Below are 13,013 nucleotides of genomic sequence, written 5' to 3'. Positions count from 1 at the left end.
GACCGCGTCCCTGCCCAGGACCGGTTCCGGCCTGGTCACGGCGTCGGTCGCGGGGTCGCGGTTGTCGCTCCTGACCTCGACGCGCATGCCGTTCGGGCGCACCACCTCGGCGACCCAGACGATGGCGCCGCCGGGCTCCTCCAGGAAGTTGGTCCGTACGTGGTAGCCGGTGGCGGGGTCGACGTAGCAGTCCCGTGCCGACCCAGGTTGAGGGCAGATGAGGTACTGCGGGGGGGTGGTGCGGTCGATCGCGACCTTCAGGCCGCTCGTGCCCAGCGCGTCGGTCAGGCGCACCGCGGCGTACGGGGACCCGTTCGCCGAGCGGTAGGTCATCGCCCTGCTCTCCGCGAAGTCGTCCACCACGACCCCCTCAGGAACGACGTTCGCGTCCCGCAGGACCTGGGCCAGCGCGACGTTGCGGTTCAGCGTCGCGAACGTCGCGGATCCTGCGCTGTCGTGCGACTGCGCCAGGTACCCGGCGGTGCCCAGCCCGGCCAGCAGCACGAACGTCAGCGCCGACGCGATCGCGGTGCGCCTGCGCACGAGCTTGGTCTTGCCCTTGCGGATGACCTCGGAGCGGTGGACGCGCAGCTCCGGCTCGTCCTCCAGCAGGTCACGCAACGCGGCGAGCCCCTTGGCGGCCTGGCTCTTCACCGTGCCCTCCGTCCTGCCGAGGATGCGGGCGGTCTCGGTGATGCTCAGGTCCTCCCAGTACCGCAGCACGACGACGGCGCGTTGCCCCGGTGGCAACGCGTCGAGGGCCTCGCGCAGGTCCAGGTCGGAGGCGGAGTCCGCGACGGCGCGTTCGGGCACGGCGTCAACGGTCCGTTCGCGCTGGAAGAAGCCGCGCCGGGTCTCGTCGATCGCGGTGCGCACGAGCACCTTGCGCGCGTAGGCGTCCGCGCTGTCCTTGCGGACGCGCGACCACGCCACGTACATCTTGATCAGCGCGGTCTGCACGATGTCTTCCGCGCGATGCCAGTCGCCGCACAGCAGGTAGGCCGTGCGGCGCATGACAAGAGCACGTGCGTCGACGAACTCCCCGAACTCGCGGTCCCGGTCCAAGTCCCCTCCTCGGTCGCCGCTTAGTACGCGGCGACCGGTTCAGGAGGTTGCCTCAGAAACGCGGGTGATCGCCAACCAGTGCGGCGCCGCCCTCGTCGGACTTCGAGATCTCGCCGAGCACCCACGCCGGCACGTGGCGGGCGGTGAGGACGGCCAGCGCGCGGTCGACGTCCTCCGGCGCGACGACGGCGACCATGCCGACGCCCATGTTGAACGCCTTCTCCATCTCCTCGCGCTCCACGCGGCCGCGCTGGGCGATGAGCTGGAACACCGGCGCGGGCGTCCAGGTGCCGCGGTCGAGCTTCGCGTGCAGGCCCTCCGGCAGGACGCGGGCCAGGTTCGCCGCCAGGCCACCACCGGTGACGTGGGAGAACCCGCGGACCTCGGTCTCGGCGATCAGCGCGAGGCAGTCCTTGGCGTAGATCTTGGTCGGCTCCAGCATCTCCTCGCCGAGGGTGCGGCCGAACTCCTCGACGTGGCCCTCCAGCGGCATGCGCGCGATCTCCAGCAGCACGTGCCTGGCGAGCGAGTAGCCGTTGGAGTGCAGGCCGGACGAGCCCATCGCGATCACGACGTCACCGTCGCGGACGCGGTCAGGGCCGAGCAGCTTCGACTGCTCGACCACGCCGACGCCGGTGCCGGAGATGTCGTAGTCGTCGTCGCCCATCAGGCCGGGGTGCTCGGCGGTCTCGCCGCCGAGCAGCGCGCAGCCTGCCTGGACGCAGCCCTCGGCGATGCCCTTGACCAGCGACGCGATCCGGTCGGGGACGACCTTGCCGACCGCGATGTAGTCCTGCACGAACAACGGCTCGGCGCCGCACACGACCAGGTCGTCCACGATCATGGCGACCAGGTCGATGCCGACGGTGTCGTGCTTGTCGAGCGCCTGCGCGATCGCGATCTTGGTGCCGACGCCGTCCGTGGACGAGGCGAGGACCGGCTCCTTCCAGCGGTCGAGCTTGAGCTGGAACAGGCCGGCGAAGCCACCGATGCCACCGAGCACCTCGGGCCGGTGCGCCTTGGCCGCCCACGGCTTGAGCTTCTCCACCGCCTCGTCACCTGCGGCGATACTGACTCCGGCGGCGGCGTAGGTGGCCTTGGCGCTGTCGGTCACGTCAACTTCTTCCATTGATCTCGGGTGCTCAGGGGCGACGCAGAGCGTCTTCGGCACCATAGCCGTTGGGCAGGACGGGAGAGGCTGAGCCCGACACGCCCTTGAGGCCCTCCAGCAGGTGCTTGCCGATGAGCGCGTCCTGCGGCAGTTCGATCGGGTACTCGCCGTCGAAACAGGCGGAGCACAGCCGCGTCTTGGGCTGTTCGGTGGCCGCGACGAGCTGCTCCAGCGACACGTACCCGAGCGAGTCGGCGCCGACCGAGCGGCGGATGCCGTCGTCGTCCAGGCCGTTCGCGATGAGCTCTGCCCGCGAGGCGAAGTCGATGCCGTAGAAGCACGGCCACTTCACGGGCGGCGAGGCGATCCGGACGTGCACCTCCAGCGCACCGGCCTCGCGGAGCATGCGGACGAGCGCGCGCTGGGTGTTGCCGCGCACGATCGAGTCGTCCACGACGACCAGGCGCTTGCCGCGGATGACGTCGCGCAACGGGTTCAGCTTCAGCCGGATGCCGAGCTGGCGGATGGTCTGCGACGGCTGGATGAACGTCCGGCCGACGTAGGCGTTCTTGACCAGGCCAGACCCGTACGGGATGCCGCTGGCCTGCGCGTACCCGATGGCGGCGGGCGTGCCGGACTCCGGCACGGGGATCACCAGGTCGGCCTCGACCGGGTGCTCCTTGGCGAGGCGGCGGCCGATCTCGACGCGGGTGGCGTGCACCCCGCGGCCGGCGATCGTGGTGTCGGGGCGCGCCAGGTAGACGTACTCGAAGATGCAGCCCTTGGGCTCGGGGGTGGCGAACCGGGACGACCGCAGGCCGTCCTCGTCGATCGCGATGAGCTCACCGGGCTCGACCTCGCGCACGAAGCTCGCGCCGACGATGTCGAGCGCCGCCGTCTCGCTCGCCACGACCCAGCCGCGTTCCAACCGGCCGAGCACCAGCGGGCGGACGCCGTGCGGGTCGCGCGCCGCGTACAGCGTCGACTCGTCGGAGAACGTGAGGCAGTACGCGCCCTTGACCGTGGGCAGCAGTTCCAGGGCGGCCTGCTCGATGCCCTTGTCGGCCGCCGCGTGGGCGAGCAGCGCGGTGAGGATGTCCGAGTCGGTCGTCGCGCCGTTGCGGCTGCTGATGCCGAGGCCCTTGGCCTTCTCCAGCAGTTCGGCGGTGTTCACCAGGTTGCCGTTGTGGCCGAGGCTCAGCGCGCTTCCGGTGGCCGTCGTGCGGAACGTCGGCTGCGCGTTCTCCCAGGTCGTGGACCCGGTGGTGGAGTAGCGGCAGTGGCCGACGGCCACGTAGCCCTTGAGCGACTGCAGGACCTGCTCGTCGAACACCTGGCTGACGAGACCGAGGTCCTTGAAGACGACGACCTGCGTCCCGTCTCCGACCGAGATGCCGGCCGCCTCCTGCCCGCGGTGCTGCAGGGCGTAGAGGCCGTAGTAGGTCATCTTCGAGACGTCTTCACCGGGAGCCCAGACGCCGAAGACGCCGCACTCCTCACGGGGTTCCTGTTCGGACTGGGAATGGTCGTCGACCACCGAATTGGCTCCCTCACGCATGGGGCTGGCTGCAACCCGAGTGTAAGTGGCGCAGCACGTGGTAGACCCCCCTCAGACCCCTGGTGAGGTGATGAAACTCATGCCTTCGGCCCACTTCAGGCCTTCTTGCACCCGCTGAGCGTCGTCCTGTCCGACTCGTAGGACGCTGCGCAGACCACCCCGTCGTTCACCCCGACCGTGCCGGCGATCTCGTGCTCCTGCACGGACAGGCCCTTGAGCTGATCTTGTTCCGCGTCCTCGGGCAGCGAACCGACGGGTTCCAGCCGGACGCGCTTCTCGACCGCGCCGCTCTCGTCGATCTTGTGGTCGTAGAACTCGGCGACCTTGAAGGAGACGTCGCCCTGCCAGTTCGAGCTGCAGCCGGCTAACGCGAGCAAGCCGGCGAGTGCCGCGATGGTCTTCCGCATCACGCCTTTCTACATTTCCTCAAGTGCGTCACGACGTTCGAGTTCCCGAACGCGTTCCCCTTCTCCTGCTCGGCGGCGCAGAGCACCTCGTCACCGACCTGAGCGCCCTCGATCTCGGACGTCTGCATGAGCTGCAACTTCAGCTGCTCGGCTGCCAGAGCACCACCGGGCGCGTCCCCCACCAGTTCGAGCCGGAAGTACTCGGTGGGCGAGTTGCTGGTGTCGAGCTCGGCGATCCTGTACCGGACCTCCTGCTGCCAGGACGCGGAGCAGCCGGTCAACACCAGGCAGCCGGCCAGGACGACCGCGAGCTTGCGCATCAGTGCCCCCGCCCGACCTGGAGAACGTCCAGCACGCGCTGGTCGCCGGACATCTCCTTGAAGTTCATGCGGTTCCAGAGCCAGAAGTAGACGAGCTCGGCCTCACCGGTCACCTGCGCGTCGCCCTCCTCGCCGGGAGCGGCGGCACGGACCTCCGGCGCCTCCTCCGTCGCCAGGGAGATCAACCACGACTCCGGCACGTCCGTCGGCCGCACCGTCGCGGTACCCGACACGAGGTTCGGCACGTCGCCGTCGAGCTTGGCCGCGACGATCGTCGTCAGCACCTCGTCGATGCCGTCGGCGCAGAGGTCGGCATCGGTGGCCACGACCCCGCGGACGACCGTCTGCGCGTCGAACCGGCGCAGCACGGTCTCGTGCGCGATCCGGCGGTGCCACACCCACGCGAGGTCGGGCGCGGCCGGCGAGAACGTCCAGACGGGCCGGTTCCCCGGCACGGCGGTCATGATCTCGGCGGCGGCGGTGATCTGCAGATCGAGGTATTCGAGCGGCGACAGGCCCGCCTGCGGGGCCGGCGGCTGCAGGGCGGTGCGGCTGCCCGTGCGCAGGTACGGGGTGGAGGTCTCCAGGAAGCGCCCGAGGTGGATGACCAGGTCCTGGACGGTCCAGCCGGGCCGCGTCGGCACCTCGGCCGCCGGGTCGGCCTCCGCCACGGCCTTGCGGAACATCTCGGCCTGCTCGATGAACACAGCGGTCCACCGCTGGGCCGTCCACCCTGTCTGCACCATGAACCACATCGTGCCCGAAACGTTCATCACGCGAGTGGGGAACCGGCGATGATGTATTCGCGTCGCAGTGATCGAGGACCAACACGGGGGTGGCGATGTTCGGCGTTGAGCCAGACCTGCTGCGCAACGCGTCCAAGGAGTTCGGCAACGGCTCCGACGCGGTGCGCGAGGCGGCCGAGATGATCTCGATGCTCCGGCTCGACGCGGGCGCGCTCGGTGAGGTCGACGCCGCCGCGGAGTTCGCGGACGCGCTGGCGAAGTTCGTCGGCACGCACTCCCAGGACCTGCAGCGCGGATCCGCCTGGATCACCGACGCTGCGGAGGGTCTCGTGTCGAACGCCGAGTCCTACCAGCGCACCGACGACGACCACGCGTCCGTGTTGAAGAAGCTTCTGAGCGGTTTTGGGGGCGGCAAGTGAGCTTCACGGATCCCGAGAGCCTGTACGGCAGGCTGGCGTCCGGCGACGTCGGCCGCATCGCCTCCGCCGCCGACCCGATCACCGGCGCGATCAGCGCGGTCGGGCGCGCGGGCGAGTCCGTCGCCAACGGCGGGAAGACCGCCGTCAGCAACTGGACCGGTGACGCCGCCGCCAAGTTCACCGCTCGCGCCCAGCTGTCCGCGAACGCCGCCAAGGCCGCTGCCGAACGACTCGGCGCGGGTGTCGACATCGTCCAGGCCGCTTCCCGCGCCTACGGCCAGATGCGGGGTGCGGCGGACCAGGCGATCGGCGTGTGGCGCGGCCGCCCGCCGGGCCTGGACGCCGAGCAGACCCGTCAGCTCGCGAACCAGGTCAACAACGCGCTGAACAACGTGAAGTCGGGCTACGACAACGTTCTGCGCTCCTACGCGAGCGCGCTGACGAGGATCCCGCCCGGCTTCGAGGAGTCGGCGCACTCGGACAGCGGCTGGAGCCGTGCCGCCCAGGCCGGCGGTGCGGGTGGCGCGCTGCCGCCGGTGCCGCCGCCGGGCTCGGACCCCAAGGCCGTCGCCGACTGGTGGAAGTCGCTCAGCAAGGAGCAGCAGGAAGCGCTCAAGAACACCAAGTACCAGGAGCTCGGCCAGCTCCGCGGCCTGCCGGCCGAGGTGCTGGACTACGCGAACCGCAAGCGCATCCCGGAGGACGCGGCGCGGTTCAACGCGGAGAAGGACCAGCTCAAGCAGCAGCTCGCCGACCGTGCCCGCGAGCTCGGGGTCGACCCGAACTCGTCCGAAGGCCAGCGAGCCCTGCGCAACGACGCCCAGGGTTCACAGCTGATGTCGCAGTACGACGAAGCGGCTCGCCGGGCGAAGAACGCGGACGACGCGAACGGTGCGCTTAGGGAGGCCGACAAGCTCGCGACGAGCGAGAAGAAGGCTTACGTCCTCGCGTGGAGCCCGGACGGCGCCGGCGCCAAGGAAGGCGCGATCGCCGTGGCGTTCGGCAACCCGGACGAGGCCGACAACGTGGCCGTGTGCGTGCCGGGCACCACGTCCAAGCTCAGCAGCTTCGGCCTGGACCAGGCCGCGAACCTCAGCGCGGAGATGGGCCCGAACGGCGTCGCGATCCAGTGGCTCGGCTACGACGCGCCGGAGTTCCTGCCAGGACAGGTGAACGACCCCGAGCAGGCCCGCGAGGGTGGCGCGATCCTTGCGAAGGACGTCGAGGGCTACCGCACCGCCAACCCCGACGCGCACGTCACGGTGATCGGCCACAGCTACGGCAGCACGGTCGTCGGCTACTCCGCGATGGACAACGGCCTGAAGGCGGACGACATCGTGTTCGTCGGCTCGCCGGGCGTCGGCGCGTCCAACGTCGACCAGCTCTCGGCCGGCGCCGGGCACGTCTACGTCGGCGGCACCGAGCACGACCCGGTCATCCAGGCGACCAGTGGCGACTGGTTCACCAAGGACGGGTCGTCGACCGGTCCGTACGACTCCTCGTTCGGCGGCAAGACGTTCGGCACGTCCGGTGAGTCGTGGATCGGGCACGCCCACTCGTCGTACTACGACAAGGACTCCGAGTCGCTGCAGAACCTCGCCAGGATCGCGAACGGCGACGGCGCGAACGTCACCGAGCAGCGCTGGCAGGACTCGCCGCAGCCCGTCGAGGTGCCCGGTTCGGACCTGCCGGTGGCGGGCCCGATCATCGACTGGGGCGTCAACACCGGCAAGGAGGTCGTCGACATCGGCGAGGACGTCTGGCGCGGTGGCGGTCAGGTCGTGGACGACATCTCGAACGGCCGGTGGGGCGACGCGGCCGGGCACGCGGCGAACACCGTCGGCGAGGTCGCGAGCGATGTCGGTGACGTCGTGGTCGACACCGTGGGCAACGCGGTGGAGCTGGGCAGGGACGTCGTCGAGGGTGTCGGCGGCGCGATCAAGACGATCGGCTCGTGGTTCTAAGTGGTGTGGCTCGCAATGTTGCCGGCGTGATTCGCGGTCAGACGGGCGCATCGTGGTGCCGCCCCCACGTCCTCATCCTGGTTGGCTGTGGGCGTGGGGGCGGTACCGCGAGGCGTCCTGCTGAGCGTGGATCACGCCGCCGACATTGCGAGCCACGCCACTAGAACCGGACGACCGGCAGCAGCGGTGAGAGGTCGGCTCGCGTCCCCGACGCGGTGACGCGAGCGCCGTCCAGGGCGTCGTCCCAGCCGAGGGCGCCCGTGGCCAGTTCCAGCCACGTGCGCGGGTCGGTCTCGACGACGTTCGGGGGCGTGCCGCGGGTGTGGCGCGGGCCCTCGACGCACTGCACGGCGGCGAACGGCGGAACGCGCACCTCGACGCTGCGGCCGGGCGCGATCTGCTCCAGGGTGCGCAGGCTCAGGCGGACGGCGGCGGCGAGCGCGGGACGTTCCGGCTGGTCAGCCTCACCGCGCAGCCAGGGGAGCACGGCCTGCACGGCGGCGCGCATCTCGGCGGGGTCGACGGCTTTGGCTGGCACGCCGCCCACATTAGCGAAGGGGCGGCGGCGCTCCGGGGGCTGTTGGTATACCTGGGGCCGTGATCAGGAACTTCGCCGTCGTCGGTCCGGGGCAGGCGACCAGGGAACGGCTCACGACGGCGCTGGCGGCTGCGCCGGGCATCTCGGTCTACCGGATCGGGCGCGGTGCCGACCCGTTGCCCGTCTCCGCCACCTTCGACCCGGCGGACGAGTCTGGCTGCCGCAGCCTGCTGGACTGGTTCGAGCGCGGGGCGCCGTCGGGTGCCGTGCTGCTGATGGACGACTGGGAGCTGTGCTCCGGCCTCGACCCCGCGCTCGACAGGACCGTCGAGTGGATCGCGGCGTTCGGGCCGGCGCGGGGCGTGCAGGTCGTCGTGACGGCGCGGAAGTGGTCGGCCGTGCCGGACCGGTTGCGGCGGCACCTGCACGGCGAGGCCACGGACTTCCTGGCGCTGCACGAGATCGAGGCCGATCTGGGCAACAAGTACGAGCGGCACGACCTGCAGGCCGCCATCGGCGCCGACGCCCGCGGCTGGCCGGTGTACCTCGACGTCAACGGACCTGTCGTCACCTGCATCGGCTCGCCCGCGGAACGCGAGCAGCACCTCCTCAGCGCGTTGCTGGGACTGATGGTCACGCACTCGTCGGAGCACCTGAACCTCGGTCTCTTCGACATGAAGAACGTCGGCGTGTTCGACGGCCTGGACGCGGCGCCGCACGTCGCGTTCACCCTCACCGGGGAGACCGGCGAGGAGATGCTCGAACGGTTCTGCGAGGGTCTCGCGGGCGAACTCGACCGCAGGCGGCGGCTCGTCCAGTCCGGTGACCCGTTCCCGGCACTGCTGGTGTGCGTGGACAGCGTCGAGGTGCTCATCAGGCGGTTCCCCGGCTACTCGCGCGTCCTGGAGGACCTCATCCGGGCCGACAGCGGGCTCGGCGTCCACCTGCTCTGCTCCGGCGACGTGTACCCGACCCTGCCGTTCGACGTCCCCGCCTGGCCGGCCGCGGACCCGCCGTACGACCTGGAGGAGTGGGCCGAGGTCCTGCCGCCGGCGCTGGCGGGCTCCTGCCCTCCCGCGCACGAGCTCGCGCTGCCGCCGTTGCACAAGTCCTTTGTGGACCTCAGGGTGGAGATGCTGCCGCCCGGCGCCATCGGCTTGCTGGACAACCCTTCCGAGCAACGCCGCGACGTCCTGGTGCCCGCGTTCACCGAGGAGCTCCGCCACGGCGCCATCGTCGGCAAGCAGGGCACCGGCAAGAGCACGACGCTGCGCACGCTCGCCGGCGTGCTCGGCGATTCGGTTCGCTACCAGCTCCTCGACGGCCCCGGCGAGCCGCTCGACCCGCAACGCCACATCGTCGTCACCGCCCGCACGTGGGAGCAGGTGCCGCCGTTCATCAGGAACAGCCTGGCCTTCGCCGTCGAGTTCCGCCTCGACGACCCGGCCACGTCGCTCGTGGACGCACGGCAGGCGGAGCTCGTGCCGGACCAGCCGGGGTTCGGCCTCTCCGTGCCCCACGGCCTGCACGCACAGATCGCGCTGCCGTGAACCACCTCGCGCTCATCGGTCCGGCCGACCTCGTCGCGCGCCGAATCGTTGCGATGCAAGGGGTCTACCGCATCGGCCGCGGGGAGCTGCCGGGTGTCGCGGTCAGTTTCGAGCCCGGTGACGAGCGGCGGCGGCAGAACCTGCTGGCCTGGTTCGAACGGGGTGCGGAGCCGGGGGCGACGCTGCTGGTCGACGACTGGAAGTACTGCACCGCAGGCGATCCCGGGCTGGCGGACACCGTCCGGTGGATCGCGGCGGCCTCGTGGAACGTGCGGGTGATCATCACCGCGCGGGCGTTCGACGAGCTGCCGGAACGGCTGCCGTTGCGCGTCGAGGTGCTGGACTTCCTGTCGCTGCACGGGATGAAGCGGTTCACCAAGGCGCTCGCGTGGAAGGGCCGGTGGTGGAAGGTTCCCGTCGGCGTCAGCGAGAGCGGCGCGCCGGTGGTCGTGGAGCTGACGCACTTCGCCGACGGGAAGTGGCGCACGGGCTCGCATCTGAGCGTCACGCCGCCCGGAGCGTTCCGGAGTGCGGTGCTCGGGCTGATGGTCACGCACTCGCCCAAGTTGTTCCAGGCCGTCTTCGTCGACGCGCACGACTCGGGTGTGTTCGACGGGCTCGACCAGGCACCGCACGTGGTCGCGCATCACCGGCACGTGGCGCGGGATCCGCAGAAGGTCGTCGATCTGCTCGTCGAGGAGTCCGAACGGCGGCTGGAGATCGTCGGCAACACGTGGACGGTGTTCGACCACCGGGGCTTCGACCAGGTGTTGCCGCAGCTCCTGGTGTGCGTCAGCGGGAACATCGGCGAGGAGGCGTTCGCGGCCATCGCGGCGGACGTCGGCAAGTCCGGGATGCAGCTGTTGTTCGACGGTCCGAGCCAACTGGCGGACGTCGTGGTCGACGACTGCCTGGTGCCCGCGAACCTCGACGAGGCCGCGCGGGAGCTGCCGGCGTTGATGCACCAGGAGGAACCGGCCCCGGACTTCTTCGCGTTGCACGAGATGCCGAACAAGCACGCGTGGCGGCCGAGGCCCGTCAAGCTCCAGTACCGGGTGCCGGTCGGGGTGGACGAGTTCGGGCAACGCGTGGAGATCGACCTCAAGTCGAAGCACCTGCAGGACGGGATGGGTCCGCACGGCGAGGTGGTCGCACCGGACGAGCGGCGGGCGGAAGCGGTCCGCGCGCTGGTTCTCGGCCTGATGGCACGCCATTCACCGGACGAGCTGCAGGTCGTCCTCATCGACTTCCACGGCAACGGTGTGTTCGCGGGGATCGACGGCGCACCGCACATCAAGCACGGCATCGTGGACCTGCTGGAGGACCACGAGCAGCGGACCAGGACGTTGGCGGAAGCACGGCAGCGCAACATCTGGGACTACCGCGCCGGCGGCCACGTCCTGCCCGAACTCCTGATCTGCATCGACGGCGTGCACGGGCTCCTGGAGGCACGTCCGGAGTTCAAGAAGGTCCTGCAGACCCTGGCCACCGAAGGGCGCACCTACGGCCAGCACCTGCTGCTGTCCGACACGACGCCGGGCGGGCACGCGTCGTACCGGCTGGAGTTCGGCGAGGAGGGCTGGGCGCGCAGGATCGGCAGGTCGGTGGAGAGGTTCGTGCTCCCCACCGACCTGGGCGACGTCGTGTGGTCGTTGCCGATCAGGATGTCCGAGTCATGAGCGGCGCAGTTTTCGCTGGGCGTCGTAGAGGTTGCGCGGGGTCACGGACGTCGTGCCGTAGAGCTCCAGGCGGGAGTTCAGGTCGCCGGTGAAGTCCGGCTTGTCGATCTGGCCGAAGTCGCGGACCTCGGAGATCGCCACGGTGGCGCTGCACGGGGCCACCTGGTCGATGCGGACGTTGCCGGCCCGTTGGTTGGTGACGGTGACGTTCCAGTGCGCGAAGCGGGCGCCGTAGAGCGGTCCGGCGTTGGCGCTGCCGCCGTGGGCGCCGACGTTGTTGATGGTGATCTCGGTGCGGACGTTGGCGAACGGCAGGCCGCGGTGGGTGTCGAAGACGTCGTGGTCCATGCGCCCGCGGGTCCAGACGTTGCCGCAGGACAGGCCTTCCACGTTCAGGCCGTGGTTGCCGGCGCCCGCCTGCGAGGGTTCGGACGGGGCGTCGATGACGAAGCCGTCGGTCAGGTTGTCGTGGGACTGCTCGCGCACGGCGTACGCGTGGTGGTGGCCGCGGCCGGAGACGCGGGTGTTCAGCAGCGAGATCCCCTTGGAGGACACCAGGAGGAAGCCGTTGTCGACGTCCTGGACGTGCACGTCGTCGGCCCAGCAGTCCCACGCGCACTGGAACGCGAGTCCGTTGTACCCCTTGTCCAGCAGGTGCTTCGGGGTCGGCACCTTGAACATCTCGATCTTGATGCCCTCGACGCCGGCACCGGTGATCACGGGCGCCATCGTGGTCAGGCGCGCCTTCCACTCCGGACGGATCTCCAGCGGCAACGGCTGCGCGAGCTTGACCCTGTTGCCGCGCACCCACTCCACGCGCACCGGCCACAGGAACGGGAAGTACGACAGGAGCTTGTCCTTGTCGTCCCAGCGGTAGGTCTGCGTTCCCGGGATGTCGCCGCACATGTGCTTGGGCAGCGAGTACTCCGAGTCGTCCAGGCGCAGCAGCACTCGCTGACCGGCGCGCAACGACCGTCCGTTCTCGACGGTCACGACGAACGAACCCCTTGCGGCAGAACCGGTCACGGCCGTGAGCGTCGAACCCTGCTCCAGCTCGTTGCCCGTCCAGCCTTCAAAAGGCCACTTCTTGGCCTTGATCGCGTCGACCAACGGCTGGTAGCGGTCGCGGTGGCAGACCCACACCAGGCCGCCCGACCAGCTCCACGCCGAGTTCTCCGAGCCGTACCGGCTGCGGTTGATGCCGACGATCTCCTCCAGCGACCTGGTCGCGTAGAACGTCGTCCGGCCGCTGCCCGCGCCGCGCAGCACCACGTTGTCGTAGCCGATGCGGACGATGTCGTCGATGCGGTAGCGGCCCGGCGGCACGTACACGGTTCCGCCGCCGAGCCTGCCGACGAACTCGACGGCCTTGTTGATCGCGCCGGAGGCGTCCTTCGAACCGTCGGACCGGGCGCCGAAGAACAGCACGTTCGCGAGAACAGGACGGCGGGCGGGCCTCTCACCGGTGCGGTAGCCGGCGTAGGCGATGTTCGGGATCTGCGGGTGGTCGTACGGGTTGGCAACGAACTCCTGCCACAACGAGGCGGAGGACTGCGCGGAAGCAGTCCCCGTCAGCGTTGACGACCCGACCAGCGCCGCTCCTGTAGCCAGCAGGAACAGCCTTCTGTCGATGCTCATTTCGCCGTCTCCAAGGGG

11 protein-coding genes and 1 pseudogene are annotated in these 13,013 nt (G+C 70.1%); 4 read left to right on the top strand and 8 right to left on the bottom strand.

Features of this window, described 5'->3' with window-relative positions:
* Positions 1–606: 606 nt before the first annotated feature.
* The 6 genes and pseudogenes from ACFWN2_RS40765 to ACFWN2_RS40740 all read right to left on the bottom strand — a co-directional run.
* Positions 607–1,065, bottom strand: a pseudogene (locus tag ACFWN2_RS40765) (SigE family RNA polymerase sigma factor); the annotation flags it as partial.
* Positions 1,066–1,117: 52 nt separating this feature from the next.
* Positions 1,118–2,194, bottom strand: a complete 1,077-nt coding sequence (purM, locus tag ACFWN2_RS40760) for a phosphoribosylformylglycinamidine cyclo-ligase (protein WP_382435935.1) — start codon at positions 2,192–2,194, stop codon at positions 1,118–1,120.
* Between the two features lie 13 nt (positions 2,195–2,207).
* Entirely contained in the window at positions 2,208–3,734 is a 1,527-nt protein-coding gene (gene purF, locus ACFWN2_RS40755; RefSeq protein WP_382435934.1) for an amidophosphoribosyltransferase, read from the bottom strand.
* A 95-nt stretch (positions 3,735–3,829) separates the two neighbouring features.
* Positions 3,830–4,141 (bottom strand): hypothetical protein, encoded by a 312-nt coding sequence (locus ACFWN2_RS40750; RefSeq protein ID WP_382435932.1) that lies wholly within the window; start codon positions 4,139–4,141, stop codon positions 3,830–3,832.
* A complete protein-coding gene (locus tag ACFWN2_RS40745) occupies positions 4,141–4,461 on the bottom strand; it encodes a hypothetical protein (RefSeq protein ID WP_382435931.1) in 321 nt (106 codons plus the stop codon). The genes ACFWN2_RS40750 and ACFWN2_RS40745 overlap by 1 nt, the downstream gene beginning before the upstream one ends.
* Positions 4,461–5,207, bottom strand: coding sequence for a maleylpyruvate isomerase N-terminal domain-containing protein (locus ACFWN2_RS40740; protein ID WP_382435929.1), 747 nt, complete (start codon positions 5,205–5,207; stop codon positions 4,461–4,463). The genes ACFWN2_RS40745 and ACFWN2_RS40740 overlap by 1 nt, the downstream gene beginning before the upstream one ends.
* Positions 5,208–5,302: 95 nt before the next feature.
* Here ACFWN2_RS40740 and ACFWN2_RS40735 point away from each other — a divergent pair, with 95 nt between their 5' ends.
* The gene (locus ACFWN2_RS40735; protein ID WP_382435927.1) at positions 5,303–5,626 is read left to right on the top strand and encodes a type VII secretion target; all 324 of its coding nucleotides are present in this window, start codon (positions 5,303–5,305) and stop codon (positions 5,624–5,626) included.
* Positions 5,623–7,590 (top strand): alpha/beta hydrolase, encoded by a 1,968-nt coding sequence (locus ACFWN2_RS40730; protein ID WP_382435926.1) that lies wholly within the window; start codon positions 5,623–5,625, stop codon positions 7,588–7,590. Before ACFWN2_RS40735 ends, ACFWN2_RS40730 begins: the two co-directional genes overlap by 4 nt.
* 160 nt (positions 7,591–7,750) lie before the next feature.
* Here ACFWN2_RS40730 and ACFWN2_RS40725 read toward each other — a convergent pair whose 3' ends face one another.
* Positions 7,751–8,098 (bottom strand): sterol carrier family protein, encoded by a 348-nt coding sequence (locus ACFWN2_RS40725; protein ID WP_382435979.1) that lies wholly within the window; start codon positions 8,096–8,098, stop codon positions 7,751–7,753.
* A gap of 89 nt (positions 8,099–8,187) precedes the next feature.
* Here ACFWN2_RS40725 and ACFWN2_RS40720 point away from each other — a divergent pair, with 89 nt between their 5' ends.
* On the top strand, positions 8,188–9,678 hold the full coding sequence (locus ACFWN2_RS40720; protein WP_382435924.1) for a hypothetical protein: 1,491 nt from the start codon (positions 8,188–8,190) through the stop codon (positions 9,676–9,678).
* Positions 9,675–11,357, top strand: a complete 1,683-nt coding sequence (locus tag ACFWN2_RS40715; RefSeq protein ID WP_382435922.1) for an FtsK/SpoIIIE domain-containing protein — start codon at positions 9,675–9,677, stop codon at positions 11,355–11,357. Before ACFWN2_RS40720 ends, ACFWN2_RS40715 begins: the two co-directional genes overlap by 4 nt.
* Here the strand turns inward: ACFWN2_RS40715 and ACFWN2_RS40710 are convergent.
* Complete coding sequence (locus ACFWN2_RS40710) at positions 11,352–12,995, bottom strand: glycosyl hydrolase family 28-related protein (protein ID WP_382435921.1); 1,644 nt, start codon at positions 12,993–12,995, stop codon at positions 11,352–11,354. The two genes, ACFWN2_RS40715 and ACFWN2_RS40710, sit on opposite strands and share 6 nt — an antisense overlap.
* Between the last annotated feature and the right edge of the window lie 18 nt (positions 12,996–13,013).

Origin of the sequence: Lentzea sp. NPDC058436 (assembly GCF_042721515.1) — a bacterium.
Classification (GTDB): domain Bacteria; phylum Actinomycetota; class Actinomycetes; order Mycobacteriales; family Pseudonocardiaceae; genus Lentzea.
Note: the sequence above shows the minus strand (reverse complement) of the source record. Positions and strands in the feature narration are given on the sequence as shown.

Excerpts from the sequence above, each read along its gene's own strand:
- purM (WP_382435935.1), bottom strand. The coding sequence starts at position 2,194 with ATGGAAGAAGTTGACGTGACCGACAGCGCCAAGGCCACCTACGCCGCC.
- purF (WP_382435934.1), bottom strand. The coding sequence starts at position 3,734 with ATGCGTGAGGGAGCCAATTCGGTGGTCGACGACCATTCCCAGTCCGAA.
- ACFWN2_RS40750 (WP_382435932.1), bottom strand. The coding sequence starts at position 4,141 with ATGCGGAAGACCATCGCGGCACTCGCCGGCTTGCTCGCGTTAGCCGGC.
- ACFWN2_RS40745 (WP_382435931.1), bottom strand. The coding sequence starts at position 4,461 with ATGCGCAAGCTCGCGGTCGTCCTGGCCGGCTGCCTGGTGTTGACCGGC.
- ACFWN2_RS40740 (WP_382435929.1), bottom strand. The coding sequence starts at position 5,207 with ATGGTGCAGACAGGGTGGACGGCCCAGCGGTGGACCGCTGTGTTCATC.
- ACFWN2_RS40735 (WP_382435927.1), top strand. The coding sequence starts at position 5,303 with ATGTTCGGCGTTGAGCCAGACCTGCTGCGCAACGCGTCCAAGGAGTTC.
- ACFWN2_RS40725 (WP_382435979.1), bottom strand. The coding sequence starts at position 8,098 with ATGCGCGCCGCCGTGCAGGCCGTGCTCCCCTGGCTGCGCGGTGAGGCT.
- ACFWN2_RS40710 (WP_382435921.1), bottom strand. The coding sequence starts at position 12,995 with ATGAGCATCGACAGAAGGCTGTTCCTGCTGGCTACAGGAGCGGCGCTG.